Origin of the sequence: Bacillus sp. FSL E2-8900, assembly GCF_037966225.1 — a bacterium.
GTDB lineage: Bacteria > Bacillota > Bacilli > Bacillales > Bacillaceae_G > Bacillus_A > Bacillus_A cereus.
In genome coordinates, this window is the sequence record NZ_CP150193.1 from 2,090,211 (window position 1) to 2,107,419 (window position 17,209).

Consider the following 17,209-nt stretch of genomic DNA (forward strand, 5'->3'; position numbering starts at 1 on the left):
TTGTACAATAAAATCAATCATGTGATAAAGGAGTGGGGAAGAATGAAAGCTATTCATAAAGATTGGATCTTGTTTAATGGGAGAATGATTAATACGAAAGAAGAACAGCCGATGGTAGCATTAGAAGAGCGAGGCTTCCAATTTGGTGATGGGATTTATGAAGTATTTAGACTATACGATGGCAAGCCTCATTTATTAGATTTACATTTGGAACGATTCTTTAACTCTATGGCAGAAATAAAACTAATTCCACCATTTACGAAGGAAGAATTAGTAGAAGAGTTATATCAAATGATTGAAAAAAATCAATTTCAAGAAGATGGGAATGTATATTTACAAATATCAAGAGGTGCACAACCGCGCAATCATTTATATGAATCAGATTTACAACCGACATATTTTGCAAATCTTGTTTCGTTCCCAAGACCAGTTGCTTCAATGGAGGCAGGGATTAAGGTGACAGTAGAAGAGGACATCAGGTGGAAGTTTTGCCATATAAAATCTTTAAATTTGCTTCCTAATATCATGATCAAAAACAAAATAAATGAACAAGGGTATCAAGAAGCAATATTAGTACGAGATGGTATTGTGACTGAAGGGTGTCATTCCAATTTCTTTATCGTGAAGAATAATAAGTTGATTACACATCCAGCGGATCATTTCATTTTACATGGTATTACACGTCACTATGTAATTACATTAGCGAAAGAGTTACATATCGATGTAGAGGAGCGAGAGTTTTCATTACAAGAAGTATATGAGGCTGAGGAGTGCTTCTTTACAGCGACGCCACTTGAAATATTCCCAGTCGTTCAAATTGGTGATGAACAGTTCGGGGCTGGTGAAAGAGGAACAATTACGAAAAAACTACAAGCTGCATACGAAGAGAGGATTCGTTTGTTGAAAGTGACAAATTAATCATGAAGAAAAAAGCTGGTATTCTTCCAGCTTTTTTTCATGATATAATTCAAGCATAGGACAAGTTTTGAAAACGCTGTAAAAAGGGGATTTAATATATGAATTATGAAGATTTTAAAGAAGTAATTCACGGAAGACGAAGTGTTAGAAAGTTTACAGATCAAGAAGTATCTACTAATGATATAAAAGAAATAATTGATTGTGCTCGTTACGCACCAAGTGATACGAATTCACAAACGTGGGAATTCTTAGTTATCATGAATCGAGAGAAGATTAAAGAAATTGAACAAATGACATGGGATGCATTACATAAACTTGCGGCAAAAGCAGCAGAAAATGGAGAAGAGAAAGCAGGGAAATTACTTACACGTTCTTTCGGACCATATGCAACAGCTTTCTCGGAGGCACCAGTATTAATCGTATGTTTGGCAACACCATATGAATCAAAGTTCCGTGAAAAGATATTTGATCCAATTGCTTTTGTTCCAGATTCAGTTTGGGAAGAAGAAGGCATTAAGAGTAGCTGTTTAGCGGCACAAAACTTAATGTTAGCTGCACATGCAAAGGGACTTGGTACTTGTCCAATGACAGGGCCAGTATTGCTAGCTCAAGATGAACTGCGCCAATATTTACAAATTGAGCCTGAAAAACAAATAAATATGGTTATTTCACTCGGATTTCCGAAAGATAAACCGAAGAAACTTCCAAGAAAAGAAGTAGATGAGATTACAACGTTTGTTTTTTAATTGCTGTATAGAAAAGACATTGAATTAACAATGTCTTTTTATTTTTGAGGGTATGTAATTCATATGTTGGGCTAAAATGATAGATAAGAGGGAATTACTATTTATTTCATAAAAAAAATTAATGTTCTATTAAGGAAAGTATGATACATTAATCGTGAGCAGGATTCTATTTGTTCATGAAAGTGTTGAATGTAGTCTCAAAATTTAAAAGTTATTTTTGTATAATAAATTATAATGAAGTTACAGGGGGGATGAATTTTGAAAAAATTCATAATCACTGGATTGTCTGTATTGTTATTAGTTGGTTGCGGTGCTCCACAGGAAAAAGAGGACGCGCAATCAAAACAGGAAGAACAAGTTGTAAACGCAAGTGATGAGAATATGGTTGTATTTCCTGAAGGAGCAATGTCAATTGGAGAAGGGAAAGTAAAAGTTATTACTCCAGATGGTACTTCTGAAAACGGCAATATACCGACTGTATTCATCAAAAAGGATACGTTAATTCAGCAAGTTGAATTAGAACTTTCTAATTTTCAAAGTGATAAAGAAACATTCGTATTTGTAGATCAAATGTATACAGATAAACATCAAGTAACTAGTACAACGCAGACAACAGTGCAGTTAAAAGAAAAAACGCTGGAAACAGGTAGTCATACAATTACTGCAGTTCAGTATGAAAACAATGATCCGAAAGGAAAGGTTATTAGTTTTAATCAAGCAACATTTGAGACAAAACCTGCGTCTTAATAAGAATAAAAAGTACATTACTCAAAAAGTAGTGTGCTTTTTTGTTTGGACTAGAGTGTGCAAGAGTGAATAACTTATTTCATTTTCTAATACGATTAAATAGGAAGTAATCACTTGTTACTACTATGACAGAGAAAGAGGTTGAATACGTGAATTGGTGTATTCGTATCATTTTGATTAGCCTAATGATGGCAGTAATTTGGTTTACGATACAAGAGTTTATGCAAATAACGCTCAATTATCAAATTCATGACTTGTTAATAGGAGTTATTTGTTTTACCATTGTTTATCTATTATATGATAAACTCGGACTAAGGTAAGTTTCAGAAGAAAAATGTAGGTATTTCATTTGAAATGTCGAATAGTACATACGATGTCGTAATAACAAATTTTCTATTGTTTACTGTGAAACAGAAGAAGGAGAGATAGTGGTTATGAAACGAGCTCTTATTAATATTGATTATACATATGATTTTGTAGCGGAAAAGGGGGCTTTAACTTGCGGGAAACCAGGACAGGAAATTGAGAAGGAAATTGTATATATAACGAAGCAATATATTGAAAATGGAGATTACGTTGTCTTTGCTATTGATAAACATGAAGAAAATGATGTATATCATCCAGAATCAAAGTTATTCCCGCCCCATAATATAGCTGGTACAAGTGGAAGAGATTTGTTTGGTGAATTACAAGATGTGTACGAAATATATAAAAATGCAGAGAATGTATATTATATGGATAAAACACGGTATAGTGCATTTGCTGGAACGGATTTAGATATGAAGCTAAGAGAAAGAGGAATAGAAGAAGTTCATCTTGTAGGTGTTTGTACCGATATTTGTGTTCTTCATACAGCAGTAGATGCTTATAATAAAGGGTTTAAAATTGTTGTTTATGAAAAGGCGGTTGCATCTTTTAATGCACAAGGGCATGAATATGCACTTGGACATTTTAAGTCATGCTTACATGCAGAAGTGAAGTGAAAAAAGAGGCCTTTAAAAAAGGTCTCTTTTATTTGTCCTTGTTCATTGAAAACAGCTACAGCAACTCCTGCTAGATTGAGTGGTCTTGATCCGACAACTTTTCTAAGTTCTTCAATATATCCCATTGTATGTAACCTCCGTAAGAAAAAATAAGAGCAAATAAACTATTCGTTATTATGTAGATATATTCCTCTTTATAAGGGGAGAGATGACATATAACTTATTTGTTTTATTTGGTAAAATATACATCAAAAAAGGTCAAACAAAAACTTTGACCTTTTTTGACCAAATGTTATAATAAAGGCAGAAAGAGATAATCTTTCATTCATAAATAATAAGGAGGAAAAAATATGCGTAATTTATTTCCAGAGATAACAAAACGTCAAAATGGCATTTTTGATTTTGGGCCTTCTTTATTAGAAGGGATGACAGATGCTTTCTTTAAGCCACTGAACATGGATACTTTTAAAGTAGATGTTCATGAGCAATCTGATAAATATACTGTGAAAGCAGATTTACCAGGTTTTCAAAAAGAAAACATTCAAGTTGATTTTGAACAAGATGTATTAACGATTCAAGCAACTAACCATAATGAAGTAGAAGAAAAAAATGAGAATGGCACATATATTCGTAAAGAACGTTCTATAGGTTCTGTAACTCGACGCTTTAGTTTTAAACAAGTTGAGGAAGAAAATGTTAGAGCAAATTATAAAGATAGCGTACTGACAATTGAATTACCAAAATTGAAAGAAGAAAAGAGCAGTAAGACAACAATTAATATCGAATAAAAGAGCTGATAAATTCAGCTCTTTTTTTACGTAGTTAATGAATAAATGAGTTGAAATCGTAATGACATGAATAAAGTTTTAACGTATAAAAAAATTTCACGATTTGCTCCCCCCTTAGGTTATTAAAAAGGGTATATTTAAAGGGAAAGGAAAAAGAACACCTAGACATACTGTTTAAGGTGAATTAGTAATAGAGTCAAAATACATAGTAAGGATAGTGGCATTTTAGATTAGGATAATAGATTTTTCTGGAACAAACTTAGGCGATTATGAATTTTTTAATTAGTAAGGAAGTGGTTAAATGAGCTTATTAACGTATACTGAAGAATTTTTTAATTATGTAAGAGAGTTTTTACTTTTAAGATTTTTACTATTTGCTTTAGTTTTAATCATTATTTCTTTTGTAATAAACCGTATTATTGATTGGTTTTTTAGGAAATCAAGCTTTTTTGATGAAGAGATAGAGCAGACGATTCAAAGTGTAATTCGATCTATTTTTAGATATATCATTATCATCAGTCTTATCATATATTTAATTAGCCAATTTGTAGATATAAAAAGTATTATTGCAGGTGCAGGGATAGCTGGAGTTGTCATCGGTTTTGCTGCACAACAGATGCTAAAAGATGTTATATTAGGCTTTGCAAGATTAGCGGACAAAGAGTTTCGGGTTGGTGATTTTGTAACTTTTAACGGAACAAATTCAGGAACTATTGAAGAGATTAGTATTCGTTTTATGCAAATTCGTGAATGGTCAGGAAAACTACTTACCATCCCGCACGGAGAGATTAGAACGATACAAAATTTTAATAAAGGATGGATGCGTGTAATTGAACGCATCACGGTAAGTTATCAGGAAGATCCAACAAGAGTGAAGGAATTGTTAGAAGAAGTATGTATTATATGTAATGAAGAATTGAATCAAACTCTTTATAGAGTAGAGGATGAGGCTGTTGAACCATTTAAATACGTCGGTGTTACAGACTTAAATCCTAACTTGAAATATGTTGGCTATGAATTTTGTATTACAGGTTTAATAAAGCCAGAAGATTATTTTGAAACTTCTAGACAAGTAAGATTTGAATTAATGTCTATGTTCCATAAGAATCAAGTGCAAATGCCAGCAGCGAATATGGTTGTTACTACTGAAGGTTTACAGCATATCCATGGTGGACAATCTTTATCGGACAGCTAAAGTAGAATCGTTTGTTAACAAAAATTCTGCTTCCAACATTGGATAGAATAACAATAATAAAATGATTGATATAAAGAAAGGGCTGAAGGAATTCGGTTCTTTTTTTATTTATAGAATTTAGAAATTTCTTAATGTTATAATTGTAGTTGGTGATGAGAATGAACTTTGAAGAAAAAGAGATGCGTCGTTTAGAAGCATTAAAAGAAATTGCTGAATTATTAAATGAAGCAACAAACTTACAGCATATGTTGGAAAAAGTGTTGCATACATTGTTACAAGTAATGAATTTACAAACAGGGTGGATATTCTTTATTGATGAAAGTGGAAAGCACAGCATGCTTGTAGACGAAAATTTACCAGAGGCTCTTACGTGGCAAAAGAAGAAGCCGATGTGTGAAGGAAACTGTTGGTGTGTAGAACGTTTTGTGAATGGGAGATTGGAAAAAGCGACTAATATTATTGAATGTAAGCGAATAGAAGATGCAATTGAATGTAATTGGGGAGAGACAGAAGATGTTACACATCATGCGACAATTCCGCTTAGGTCTGGATCAGAAAAATTTGGTCTACTAAATGTGGCTGCACCTCATAAGACTCATTTTTCTGAGGAAGAGTTAGCCTTATTAGAATCAATTGCATTTCAAATTGGAACGACAATACAACGTATTCAATTAGTTGAGAAAGAACGTAAATATGTAGTGGTAGCGGAAAGAAATCGACTTGCACGTGATTTACATGATTCAGTAAAACAATTGTTATTTTCTATTATGCTAACGGCGAAAGGTACTCTGAATATGACGCAAGATAGAGAATTGCAAGAGATGTTAAGTTATATTGGGGAATTATCACAAGAAGCATTACAAGAGATGACGCTATTAATTTGGCAATTAAGACCTGAAGGATTGGAGAAAGGATTAGCAGAAGCAATTCAAAATTACGGGAAGTTATTAGGAGTTCAAGTGGAAGTTCGAATTGATGGGATGGTTTCAATTGGGGATGAAATAGAAGAAGTTTTATGGCGTATTAGCCAAGAGGCGCTACATAATTGTAAAAAGCATGCTTCGTGTGAAAAGGTACATATTCTTTTGAAAATAGAAAATAACCAGTTACATTTTTACATAGAAGACAATGGAATAGGATTTATACAAGAACAAGTAAGGGAATCAGCACTTGGCCTGAAAAGTATGAAGGAACGTATTCAGTTAATGAAGGGATCGTTTCAAATTATAACAGAGCTGAAAAAGGGTACAAAAATAGAAATTCAATTGCCGATTTGAAGGGGAGAATAAGGTTGAAGATTAAACTGCTACTAGTTGAGGATCATCATATCGTTCGAAGAGGACTTGTATTCTTTTTGAAAACGAGAGAAGAATTTGAAATTATTGGGGAAGCGGAAAATGGCGAAGAGGCATTACATTTCGTGCAAAAAGAAAGACCAGATGTCGTACTAATGGATGTATCGATGCCGAAAATGGATGGAATTGAGGCAACAAAACGTCTAAAGCAATATGATGAGACAATAAAGGTACTTATATTAAGTAGTTTTTCAGAGCAAGATTATGTTATACCAGCACTTGAAGCTGGAGCAGATGGTTATCAATTAAAAGAAGTACAACCTGAGCAACTTGTCGCTTCTATTATTGCAGTACATCAAGGAAATGCGAATTTTCACCCGAAAGTAACACCTGCATTAATGGGGCGTTCTGCAGTAAAGAAGGAAGTAGAAAATCCTTTTTCAATGTTAACGAAAAGAGAGCAAGAGGTACTTCGCGAAATTGCGAAAGGAAGAAGCAACAAGGAGATTGCAGCAGAACTTCATATTACAGAACAAACTGTGAAAACACACGTTTCAAACGTTTTAGCTAAATTGGAAGTGGATGATCGTACGCAAGCCGCATTATACGCAGTGAAACATGGAGAGAATTATTCATAAGCATGAATAATTCTGTTATATCGTATGACAGAATACATAGGAGCAATTAAAATTTATAGTAATCCCTAATATAGGTTTTTCTTCTTTCGATAATTAGGTACAATAAAGTGAAACTCTAATCAGTGGGGGACCATCCCCACTGATGATTAGTTTAACTAATCGGTTTTTACAGGATAAAGCTACGATGGAAGGGGAGGATATGCTATGCCTGGTACAAGAAGTGGGATTGGAAAGATTCAGGCTTCGTTAAATGGTTTATCACCGAAATTGCGAAGTATTGCCGAACATATTTTGAAACATCCACAAGATGTTGTACATAAATCTATTACAGAATTAGCTGAAGTTACGAATAGTTCCGAAGCTACGATATTCCGCTTATGTAAAAACCTTGGTTTGCAAGGTTTTCAAGATTTAAAGATTACATTAGCTCGTGAAATTGTACATACACCGATGCAAAATATCCATGAAGAGGTATCAGCAGAAGATAGTATGGTAACTGTTGCTAAAAAAGTTTTTCATTCGCATATTACAGGACTGCAAGATACTTTACATTTGCTTAATGAAACGGCACTTGAGCAGGCTGTACGAGCCTTACAAGAAGCAAGTCGAATTGAGTTTTATGGAAATGGTGGCTCTGGTATTATTGCAATGGATGCGTATCATAAGTTTATGAGAACGGGTATTTCTTGTATCGCTCATACTGATTCGCATTTTCAAATTATGGGAGCAGGTTTACTCTCGGAAAATTCAGTTGTTATTGGTATTTCTCATTCTGGTAGCAATAAAGGATTACTTGAAGCGTTAGAAGTAGCGAAAGCAAGAGGGGCCAAAATTATTGCGATTACGAGCTATAAGAAATCAGCATTAAGTCAACTTGCTGATATAACGTTATATACATCAACACGTGAGACTGAATTCCGCACAGAAGCAAGTTCATCACGATTAGCACAGTTAAGCTTATTAGATACTTTGTATGTAGGGTTGTCGTTGCAGCGACAAGAGGAAACTCTAAAAAATTTACAAAGTATACGTGAAACGATTTCGATGAAGCGAATATAAAAAAAGCTCTTCAAATGAAGAGCTTTCAGACTGTAGACAAACTATTTTTGGAGAGTTCAAATGCTAAAAATAGTTTGTTTCTTATTTTAGGGATAATTTATCCAATGGAATTTATATGTAGTGCTTTCTATACTATAATTTACTATAAGTGAGGAAGATGTCTTATGAAAATATCTGTTTATGTTGCAAGTGCATTTAGCAAGGATCATAAAGGCGGAAATAAAGCAGGAGTGGTATTTATTGAGAATACAAATACATTGACCACTACTCAAAAAATGGAAATAGCCAAACAACTGGGTTATGCGGAAACCGCATTTATATCAGAATCTGAACTTGCTGATTATAAATTTGAGTATTTTACTCCAAAAGAAGAAGTTGATTTATGTGGTCATGCCACAATTGGCTCTTTCGCGATACTGATGCATTTAAATAAACTTTTCAGGAATCGCTATACGATTGAAACGAACAGCGGTGTTCTTACTATTACTATAACAGATGACATCATATTCATGGAACAAAATAAACCGATATTCTATGATGTTGTATCTCCAAATGAGTTCACCGACTGTTTTGATAGTAAAGATATAGACAATAAATACCCAATTCAAATTGTCTCCACGGGCTTAAAAGATATTTTAATTCCTATAAAAAGCGAAATACAATTACATGCACTGCAACCTAATTTTGAAAAAATTAAAGAAATCAGCAAGTATTATAATGTTGTCGGGATGCATTTATATACTTTTAATGACAATCGAATTATATGCAGAAATTTTGCTCCGCTATACGACATCAATGAAGAAGCAGCGACTGGAACTTCGAACGGTGCATTAGCTTGCTACCTTTATGAACAGGACTACTTGAAAAAAGAAGTCTATGTATTTGAACAAGGTTATTCTCTACACTCGCCTTCTGAAATATTAGTTAAATTAGCAACCAATAGCAAAAATAAAATAGAAAAAGTTTATGTTGGTGGCAAAGGATATTACTGTGAAACTAAGTGTTTACATGTAGAAAATATTGAGTGAAGAGCTTTTTTATCGGTGAGAAGTTTGTTACTTTATTTTGTTTTAGAAATATGTGACTTACTTATAGTCAATGATAAACTCTCATTTTTAAAAATTTAAAATAAAGACCGATTTGTGTAATAATTCAAATATTGTTCATAATTTCACAAGTTGTTTATGAAGTGTCATGTTATGATGAAGATGTAATGATGATTGAACACTTAAATTTGGTACAATAACTAGCCAAAGTAGTGAAGAAAGTAGTTGTGAGATAAACTCATTAAAATGCTAAAACACTAAAGGGGAGATCACATATGAAAGCAGTAGTGGTTAATAAAAACAGCAAAGCAAACATCGAAGTGATTGAAAAAGAATTACGTCCGTTACACTCAGGTGAAGCGTTAGTAGATGTAGAGTATTGTGGAGTGTGCCACACTGATTTACACGTTGCGAATCATGATTTTGGTAACACTGATGGCCGTATTCTTGGTCATGAGGGTGTAGGTATTGTTACGAAAATAGCTGATGATGTTACTTCACTAAAGATAGGTGACCGTGTAAGTATTGCATGGATGTTCCAATCTTGTGGACGTTGTGAATATTGTGTAACTGGTAGAGAAACATTTTGCCGTGAAGTTAAAAACGCTGGTTATTCAGTGGATGGTGGTATGGCTGAACAATGTATCGTTACAGCTGATTATGCGGTAAAAGTACCAGAAGGATTAGATCCTGCTCAAGCATCATCAATTACTTGTGCTGGTGTAACTACATATAAAGCTATTAAAGTATCAGATATTAAACCTAGTCAACCTATTGTAATCTATGGCTGCGGTGGATTAGGTAACTTAGCTATCCAATATGCTAAAAATGTATTTGGTGCAAAGGTAATCGCAGTAGACATTAATGACGACAAATTAGCCTTAGCGAAAGAAGTTGGTGCTGATATGACTATCAATCCAATTTCTCAAGGTCCTGCTGATAAAATTGTGCAAGAGGAGTTTGGTGGCGCTTATGCTGCGGTAGTAACAGCAGTCTCTAAAGTAGCCTTTAACTCAGCAGTTGATGCAGTACGTGCTTGCGGTAAAGTAGTTGCAGTAGGGCTACCAGTAGAAACAATGGACTTAAACATCCCACGACTTGTACTGGATGGAATTGAAGTAGTTGGTTCTCTAGTTGGTACTCGTAAAGATTTGGAAGAGGCGTTTATGTTCGGGGCAGAAGGAAAAGTAGTGCCAGTTGTTCAAACTTGTTCTCTAGATAAAGTACAAAATGTATTCGAAGAAATGGAACAAGGTAGAATTCAAGGGCGTATGGTAATTGATTTTAAAAAACATAATTGTGATTGCAAATAATTCACTTTAAATATAAAAAGCATGAGTCTAGCAAAGGACATGTAAAAAAGCTAGACAGCATAAGAAGATGATCCCTGTATTTAATAGGGATCATCTTCTTTATTTTCTACTAATATCGATGCCAATTAATACTTGATTAATGAGAAATGATTAAAGGTTTACTTTATTGGCAAACGAAAAGGAATCTTTATGTTTAACAAATTTTTTATGATCTGGAACGTTTTGAATTGCTACAATTTGCGAATCTCTTGCTTTCAGTGCATCTTGAATCCCGATGGTCATAAGCTTAATAAATAGAATCGTAATAAAGAATGAAGCGAGAGTATAAAAAATAATCCACCATGAAAGATTCATTTCATTACGATTTAATCCAATAAGACCTGCCCAATCATTAGATAGAGAAACAGGTTTGGGCACTCCGTCATAGAGTTCACGCATTTGTATGCCGCCAATTACAATGTTAAGCAACGCTAAATGGATAACGAGTATGAGTGTTTGGACGATATGTTCCATAAATAATACAAATAAGCGGTCAAGTAATAAGACTCGTAAGTGTTTTTTTATAATATGAAAACGACTAGCCCCCAGTAATTGTGAACTTAAGACGTAATCTTGTTTCATAAATTCATCAACTTCTGAGGATATGTATAAAGAAAGTGTAGGCAGAGCGACGAAAATAAGTACGAGTACTTGATAAAACGTAAATGAAATATTTGGATCTACCCCATCAGCATTTGATGTGATTATAATATTAACGGGCGTGATGAGTATGAATGCGATAAATAGAGTTGGAATATAATAAAAAACTTCTGAGCATGACTGGAAAAATCTTTTGAGTTTTGGAGCAAATAAACTTAAGAGGATTCCTATACATGTTCCGCATAAAATTCGAAAGAAGCTAATTGCCATGGCTAATAAAATAGTGAATTTTGCTCCTTCTACAATTTGTAAGAAAACAGACTCTCCAAAACGATCAGATCCAAAAGGTGGAATTAACGATGGCGGAAAGGGGGCCTTTCCAAGTAATTCGTTATTGTCATTGTAAAGTAACTGAGGAGGTTTTGGGATGTTATCTTTAAAGAACCAACTATAAATAAAACTAGCTGAAATAAGTATGAATAGATAAGTAAAGCCGATTAAAAAGCGTTTTGATTTCCAAATAGATTTCATAATGATACTCCTTTCAATTGCTTTTTCCATCTATTCATCATGAATGAGACTATTTGGAAAATAGCATAAAATGGTAAAATAATCATAACAAGTATGATTAATGCAGCTGGAGGTGAAACAAACGCCTTATTAAATAAAAATTGAATAATGCCTTCCATATTAAAAACAAATTCTAAAATGAATAAATTAGAAAGTAAGAAAACAAAAATCGTTTTTAAATGGTGGAAGAAGTGGATAGATATATTTTTGAATAAATGAATGCATAGTATATAACTTGATGAAAGGCCTTTTCCATATGCAACCTCTACGTAATGTTTTCCTTGCTCTTCTTTTATGTATAACACCATCATCCGAAACATTTGTAATGTAGGTAAGACAGCTAATGATAAAATAGGGAGTAAATAAGCTCGATTTTCATTAAAGGAAATAATAGTGACAGGAGATTCCCCAAATTTCTGAAGTACCCATATGAAAAAAATTTGCAAACAAATCATCATCATCATATCAGGGACAGCTTCTAATATGAACACAATTCGGTTTATCCATTTTTTTATATAATCTTTTGCTAAAAAATAAAAAAATGCCATGCTAGATGATAAAAAGAGAGCAAGAAAAAAGGCTAAAAATAATATAGTAAATGAATATAGGTAAGGTTCTAAAACAGTTGGAAATAATGGTGTTTTTTTGAAATGGCCAAACTTCGGGTCTGATCCTATAATCACTAATGATTCAGGGGAAAAAACCTGTTTTAACATAGTAACGGTCTGATTAAAAAAATAAATTGGTTGAAAGGTAAATCCTTGTTGAGTAATAAATAAATAAGGTAAATTTAATAATAGTAAGAGTGATAAAAGAATTGATGAAAGCTTAATTGTGAATTGAGATATTTTATTTAACATTAAATCCCTCCGACATCTTTTTACAACATTATACAATAAATTTCGTGTTATTGTTTTTATTTTTCTGAAAAATAAAAATACTTTTCGATTTTATAGTATGCAAGATATATTTACAAGATAAAAAAGTGATAATAGGGGGTCACGCTCTATGTTTATCAAGATAAAAGACTAGTGAACCTAAAACAATAAATAAGAGTAAAATGCACAGAATTCTCATTCTGCGGTTAGTTACTTTTCTTGGTTTGATGGTGATGTTACGTGACCGCTAAAAATAAATATTGCTTTTCAACTCTTTCTTCAAGCAAATAAGTAGAACGTATGGAGGACTATGTATGTGTTGTTAATGAGAGAAAAGAGTGTATTGCGTAACGAATATAACGTAATTTTACCGCATGGAAAAGCTAAATTTAGTATATAAGTGAAATGGAATGAGGGGATTTATTTTTTGATATGAAAAAAATTTTCTTTTTATAACTTGATAAACGAAAAAATATTTTATATACTAATTCATGTAAACGGTTTACTAAATCGTATTTTGCTAGAAATGAAGGGAAGATTCGCATGGAAACAAGGGGGAGAGTAATCGGGATTGATATCGGTACCACAAGTACAAAAACGGTTGTGTTCACAGAAAAAGGAAAAGTCATTGCATCACATGCAATCGATTACCCAATTATTCAACCGAATGTAGGATGGGCTGAGCAAGATCCTGATGTAATATGTGCCGCTGTATACAAAAGTGTAAGCGTTGCCATTGAAAAAGGTAATGTATTACCAGAAGATATTTCTTCAATCGGTATTAGTACAGCTATGCACGCATTAATTGCAGTAGATGAAAATGGTGCGCCATTAACGCGTTCTATCATTTGGGCAGATAATCGAAGTACGAAGCAATCAGAAAAATTATTACAACAAATGAATGGGCATGAGATTTATAGACGTACAGGTACACCGATTCATCCAATGTCACCACTTTCTAAATTGTTATGGATGAAAGAAGAGGAACCAGAGTTATATACAAGTGCCTATAAATTCATTTCCATTAAAGAGTATGTGATTTACCAATTATTTTCACGCTACGTAGTTGATTATTCGATTGCTTCTGCTACGGGGTTATTTAATTTAGAAACATTAAACTGGGATGAAGATGTTTTAACTATGTTACATATGTCACCAGAACAATTATCAACCCCTGTACCAACTACATATATTTTATCAGGTATGAAGCCAGAATTAGCACAGAAGATGGGGATAAGTGCAGAAACACCAATTGTCATCGGAGCAAGTGATGGGGTTCTTGCAAATGTAGGAGTTGGTGCGATATCACCGGGTGCGGCTGCAATTACGATTGGAACGAGTGGTGCGGTTCGAACAATCTCATCAAATATAAATACAGATGAGAAAGGGAGAACGTTTTGTTACGCATTAACAGATGAGCACTGGGTAATCGGTGGTCCAACGAATAACGGCGGAATATTACTGAGATGGTTACGTGATGAATTTGGTAGTCCAGAGCAAGAAGTAGCAAGAAAGCTCGGCATTGATCCTTATGATTTATTAATTAAATATGCAGAAAGCGTACCAGCTGGAGCGGATGGGCTATTGTTCTTACCTTTCTTATCTGGAGAACGCGCACCTTACTGGAATGCAAATGCTCGTGGTACATTCTTTGGAATCAATCTTCAACATAAGCGAGAACATTTTATACGTGCAGTGATGGAAGGTGTTTGTATGAGTGTATATTCAGTAGCACTCGCAATCAGGGATTGTACAGGGCCACTTACTGAAATACGAGTTTCAGGAGGGTTTGCAAAATCTGCATTTTGGAGACAAATGTTGTCCGATATGATGGGAAAAGAATTGCTTGTACCTGAAAGTCATGAAGCATCTGCGCTTGGGGCAGCGGCAGTTGCTTTATATGCTGTAGGAAAAATTGATTCTCTTGAAGAGGTAAAGGATTGGATTGATATTGTCCATCACCATGTACCGAATAAAGAAAATACGGCTATATATTTAGAAATGTTTTATATGTATGAACGACTTTACAATCGCTTGAAAGAAGAATTTGATTGTATAGCTGCTTTCCAACGTAAACAATAGGGGGATTGGGAGAAATGGTAGTTGGGATCGTACTAGCGGCAGTTGTCATACTACTTTTACTTATTACGGTAGTAAAATGGCATCCATTTGTCGCATTAATTTTAACAGCAATTGGTGTAGGATTAGCAATGGGAATGCCTTTAATTGGAACTTCACCAAAAGATCCAGGGATTATTGATTCTATTAAACTAGGGCTTGGTAATACGTTAGGGTTTTTAGCGATAGTTTTAGCACTAGGAACGATGCTTGGAAAAATGATGGCCGAATCTGGTGGTGCTGAACGTATCGCTAACACATTAATTAATCGTTTTGGGAAGAAACGAGTTCACTGGGCGATGATGTTCGTTGCATTTTTAGTAGGGATTCCGGTATTTTTCCAAGTTGGATTTGTACTATTAATTCCGTTAGTATTTACAATTGCGTTAGAAACTGGGGTATCACTTATTACAATTGGTATTCCGCTAGTAGCAGGACTGTCAGTCGTACACGGACTTGTTCCACCGCATCCAGCGGCAATGGCGGCAGTTGGTATTTTTAAAGCAGATGTAGGGAAGACAATTTTATATGCGTTAATTGTCGGACTTCCAACTGCAATTATTTCAGGTCCACTTTACGGGAAATGGATTGGTGCTCGTATACATAAGGAAGTACCATTAGATATAGCGGAGCAATTTGTTGAAAAAGATAATAAAAAAGAGCTTCCTAGCTTTTGGAATACATTGTTTACAATTTTACTTCCAGTATTTCTTATGCTTGGTGCATCAATAGCAGAAGTTGCATTAAATAAAACGAGTCAACTAGCACAAGTATTACACTTTATTGGAGATCCGATTGTGGCTTTATTAATTGCAACCATTTACTCTTTCTTTAGTCTTGGATATGCAAAAGGTTTCTCAAAAGATAAAGTGTTACAATTTACAAATGATTGCCTTGGACCTATTGCAAACATATTGTTAGTGATTGGTGCAGGCGGCGCATTTAATAAAGTATTATTAGATTCTGGAATTGGAACGACAATTGCAGATATGGCGAAAGAATCACATATTTCACCGATATTATTAGGGTGGGGAATTGCGGCACTAATCCGAATTGCAACTGGATCGGCAACTGTTTCTATGATGACAGCAGCTGGTATTGTTGCGCCGATTGCAGCAAGCACACCAGGTGTAAATGTTGAATTATTAGCACTTGCAACTGGTGCAGGGTCATTAATTTTATCACACGTGAATGATTCAGGATTTTGGATGATTAAAGAGTATTTCGGAATGACTGTGAAAGAAACATTATTAACATGGACTGCAATGGAGACTATATTATCTGTAGTAGCACTTGGGCTAATTTCGATATTAAATATATTTGTATAGAATAGGAGATTGATTAATATGAAACTAGGATTAATTGGATTAGGAAAAATGGGATTCCCATTAGCTGAACACTTACATGAAGACAAGCATGAAGTAGTTGTATACGATGTAAATAAAGAGCTTGTAGAAAAGGCAGGAAAACTAGGAATTACTGCACGTCATACATTAAAAGAAATGATCGCTGAATTAGAAGCTCCTCGTACAATCTGGGTAATGGTGCCTGCAGGAGAAGTTGTAGAGTCAGTATTAAAAGATGTGTATCCGTTATTAGATGAAGGTGATATCGTTATTGAAGGTGGAAATTCATTCTATAAAGATACGTTACGCCGTGCTGAAGAAGCAAAAAGCTTCGGATTACATTATGTAGATATCGGTACATCTGGCGGTGTAGAAGGAGCTAGATACGGTGCTTGTTTAATGGTTGGTGGAGAAAAAGAAATTTACGACCAATTAGAACCTTTATTTAAAGATTTAGCAGTAGAAAATGGCTATTCTTATGCTGGCCGCGTTGGTAGTGGTCATTTCTTAAAAATGGTTCATAACGGTATTGAATACGGCATGATGCAAGCAATTGCTGAAGGATTTGAAGTACTAGATAAGAGTGACTTTGATTTCAATTATGAAGATGTTGCAAAAGTATGGGCGAACGGATCAGTAATCCGCGGTTGGTTAATGGACTTAACTGAAAAAGCATTTGCAGATGATCCTAAACTTGATGGCATTAAAGGTGTAATGAACTCTTCAGGAGAAGGGAAATGGACTGTTGAAACTGCGCTTGAGTTACAAGCGGCGGCACCAGTAATCGCGATGTCATTATTTATGCGCTATCGTTCTCAGGAAGATGATACATTCCATGGAAAAGTAGTTTCAGCACTACGTAATCAGTTCGGTGGACATGAAGTTGTGAAAAAATAAGGATGTTTTTGAAAAGAAACTTGTGCATAAGCG

At 34.3% G+C, this 17,209-nt stretch carries 17 protein-coding genes and 1 pseudogene; 15 read left to right on the top strand and 3 right to left on the bottom strand.

Annotated features, from left to right (window positions below; all coding sequences use genetic code 11):
* The first annotated feature begins 42 nt into the window (after positions 1-42).
* The 5 genes from dat to NST90_RS10850 all read left to right on the top strand — a co-directional run bounded on the left by dat (position 43) and on the right by NST90_RS10850 (position 3,394).
* A complete protein-coding gene (dat, locus tag NST90_RS10830) occupies positions 43-918 on the top strand; it encodes a D-amino-acid transaminase (protein WP_049107733.1) in 876 nt (291 codons plus the stop codon).
* A gap of 98 nt (positions 919-1,016) precedes the next feature.
* A complete protein-coding gene (locus tag NST90_RS10835; protein ID WP_001105284.1) occupies positions 1,017-1,664 on the top strand; it encodes a nitroreductase family protein in 648 nt (215 codons plus the stop codon).
* 258 nt (positions 1,665-1,922) lie between these two features.
* Positions 1,923-2,411 (top strand): hypothetical protein, encoded by a 489-nt coding sequence (locus NST90_RS10840; protein ID WP_000713496.1) that lies wholly within the window; start codon positions 1,923-1,925, stop codon positions 2,409-2,411.
* Positions 2,412-2,536: 125 nt separating this feature from the next.
* Positions 2,537-2,731, top strand: a complete 195-nt coding sequence (locus NST90_RS10845) for a hypothetical protein (RefSeq protein WP_033686798.1) — start codon at positions 2,537-2,539, stop codon at positions 2,729-2,731.
* A gap of 114 nt (positions 2,732-2,845) precedes the next feature.
* Positions 2,846-3,394, top strand: a complete 549-nt coding sequence (locus tag NST90_RS10850) for an isochorismatase family cysteine hydrolase (protein WP_283748266.1) — start codon at positions 2,846-2,848, stop codon at positions 3,392-3,394.
* A 29-nt stretch (positions 3,395-3,423) separates the two neighbouring features.
* Here NST90_RS10850 and NST90_RS10855 read toward each other — a convergent pair.
* Positions 3,424-3,519: pseudogene (locus tag NST90_RS10855) on the bottom strand (DNA mismatch repair protein MutT); the annotation flags it as partial.
* A 225-nt stretch (positions 3,520-3,744) separates the two neighbouring features.
* Between NST90_RS10855 and NST90_RS10860 the strand changes: the two are divergent.
* The 7 genes from NST90_RS10860 (at position 3,745) to adhP (ending at position 10,728) form a co-directional block, all read left to right on the top strand.
* Entirely contained in the window at positions 3,745-4,182 is a 438-nt protein-coding gene (locus tag NST90_RS10860; RefSeq protein ID WP_098616746.1) for an Hsp20/alpha crystallin family protein, read from the top strand.
* Between the two features lie 301 nt (positions 4,183-4,483).
* A complete protein-coding gene (locus tag NST90_RS10865) occupies positions 4,484-5,377 on the top strand; it encodes a mechanosensitive ion channel family protein (RefSeq protein ID WP_006925149.1) in 894 nt (297 codons plus the stop codon).
* A gap of 179 nt (positions 5,378-5,556) precedes the next feature.
* Positions 5,557-6,654, top strand: coding sequence for a two-component system sensor histidine kinase CasK (casK, locus tag NST90_RS10870; protein WP_170871709.1), 1,098 nt, complete (start codon positions 5,557-5,559; stop codon positions 6,652-6,654).
* 14 nt (positions 6,655-6,668) lie between these two features.
* A complete protein-coding gene (gene casR / locus NST90_RS10875) occupies positions 6,669-7,310 on the top strand; it encodes a two-component system response regulator CasR (protein ID WP_000694629.1) in 642 nt (213 codons plus the stop codon).
* A gap of 204 nt (positions 7,311-7,514) precedes the next feature.
* Complete coding sequence (locus tag NST90_RS10880) at positions 7,515-8,369, top strand: MurR/RpiR family transcriptional regulator (RefSeq protein ID WP_001119646.1); 855 nt, start codon at positions 7,515-7,517, stop codon at positions 8,367-8,369.
* A 164-nt stretch (positions 8,370-8,533) separates the two neighbouring features.
* Positions 8,534-9,397 carry a PhzF family phenazine biosynthesis protein gene (locus NST90_RS10885; protein ID WP_000704323.1) on the top strand — a complete coding sequence of 288 codons (864 nt, stop codon included), beginning with the start codon at positions 8,534-8,536 and terminating at the stop codon, positions 9,395-9,397.
* A gap of 293 nt (positions 9,398-9,690) precedes the next feature.
* On the top strand, positions 9,691-10,728 hold the full coding sequence (gene adhP / locus NST90_RS10890; RefSeq protein WP_000649119.1) for an alcohol dehydrogenase AdhP: 1,038 nt from the start codon (positions 9,691-9,693) through the stop codon (positions 10,726-10,728).
* A gap of 150 nt (positions 10,729-10,878) precedes the next feature.
* On the opposite strand, the gene NST90_RS10895 is transcribed toward adhP, so the two are convergent.
* Entirely contained in the window at positions 10,879-11,898 is a 1,020-nt protein-coding gene (locus NST90_RS10895) for an ABC transporter permease subunit (RefSeq protein ID WP_048535191.1), read from the bottom strand.
* Positions 11,895-12,797, bottom strand: coding sequence for an ABC transporter permease subunit (locus NST90_RS10900; protein WP_048535189.1), 903 nt, complete (start codon positions 12,795-12,797; stop codon positions 11,895-11,897). The genes NST90_RS10895 and NST90_RS10900 overlap by 4 nt, the downstream gene beginning before the upstream one ends.
* Positions 12,798-13,358: 561 nt before the next feature.
* Here NST90_RS10900 and gntK point away from each other — a divergent pair.
* Genes gntK through gnd form a run of 3 tightly spaced genes read left to right on the top strand, consistent with a single transcriptional unit; the run spans position 13,359 to position 17,176 of the window.
* Positions 13,359-14,897 carry a gluconokinase gene (gene gntK, locus NST90_RS10905; RefSeq protein ID WP_000449999.1) on the top strand — a complete coding sequence of 513 codons (1,539 nt, stop codon included), beginning with the start codon at positions 13,359-13,361 and terminating at the stop codon, positions 14,895-14,897.
* A gap of 14 nt (positions 14,898-14,911) precedes the next feature.
* A complete protein-coding gene (locus tag NST90_RS10910; RefSeq protein ID WP_000260208.1) occupies positions 14,912-16,261 on the top strand; it encodes a GntP family permease in 1,350 nt (449 codons plus the stop codon).
* 18 nt (positions 16,262-16,279) lie between these two features.
* Positions 16,280-17,176 (top strand): phosphogluconate dehydrogenase (NAD(+)-dependent, decarboxylating), encoded by an 897-nt coding sequence (gene gnd / locus NST90_RS10915; protein ID WP_000765981.1) that lies wholly within the window; start codon positions 16,280-16,282, stop codon positions 17,174-17,176.
* Positions 17,177-17,209 lie beyond the last annotated feature (33 nt).

Excerpts from the sequence above, each read along its gene's own strand:
- dat (WP_049107733.1), top strand. The coding sequence starts at position 43 with ATGAAAGCTATTCATAAAGATTGGATCTTGTTTAATGGGAGAATGATT.
- NST90_RS10835 (WP_001105284.1), top strand. The coding sequence starts at position 1,017 with ATGAATTATGAAGATTTTAAAGAAGTAATTCACGGAAGACGAAGTGTT.
- NST90_RS10845 (WP_033686798.1), top strand. The coding sequence starts at position 2,537 with ATGACAGAGAAAGAGGTTGAATACGTGAATTGGTGTATTCGTATCATT.
- NST90_RS10850 (WP_283748266.1), top strand. The coding sequence starts at position 2,846 with ATGAAACGAGCTCTTATTAATATTGATTATACATATGATTTTGTAGCG.
- NST90_RS10860 (WP_098616746.1), top strand. The coding sequence starts at position 3,745 with ATGCGTAATTTATTTCCAGAGATAACAAAACGTCAAAATGGCATTTTT.
- NST90_RS10865 (WP_006925149.1), top strand. The coding sequence starts at position 4,484 with ATGAGCTTATTAACGTATACTGAAGAATTTTTTAATTATGTAAGAGAG.
- casK (WP_170871709.1), top strand. The coding sequence starts at position 5,557 with ATGCGTCGTTTAGAAGCATTAAAAGAAATTGCTGAATTATTAAATGAA.
- NST90_RS10880 (WP_001119646.1), top strand. The coding sequence starts at position 7,515 with ATGCCTGGTACAAGAAGTGGGATTGGAAAGATTCAGGCTTCGTTAAAT.
- NST90_RS10885 (WP_000704323.1), top strand. The coding sequence starts at position 8,534 with ATGAAAATATCTGTTTATGTTGCAAGTGCATTTAGCAAGGATCATAAA.
- adhP (WP_000649119.1), top strand. The coding sequence starts at position 9,691 with ATGAAAGCAGTAGTGGTTAATAAAAACAGCAAAGCAAACATCGAAGTG.
- NST90_RS10895 (WP_048535191.1), bottom strand. The coding sequence starts at position 11,898 with ATGAAATCTATTTGGAAATCAAAACGCTTTTTAATCGGCTTTACTTAT.
- NST90_RS10900 (WP_048535189.1), bottom strand. The coding sequence starts at position 12,797 with ATGTTAAATAAAATATCTCAATTCACAATTAAGCTTTCATCAATTCTT.
- gntK (WP_000449999.1), top strand. The coding sequence starts at position 13,359 with ATGGAAACAAGGGGGAGAGTAATCGGGATTGATATCGGTACCACAAGT.
- NST90_RS10910 (WP_000260208.1), top strand. The coding sequence starts at position 14,912 with ATGGTAGTTGGGATCGTACTAGCGGCAGTTGTCATACTACTTTTACTT.
- gnd (WP_000765981.1), top strand. The coding sequence starts at position 16,280 with ATGAAACTAGGATTAATTGGATTAGGAAAAATGGGATTCCCATTAGCT.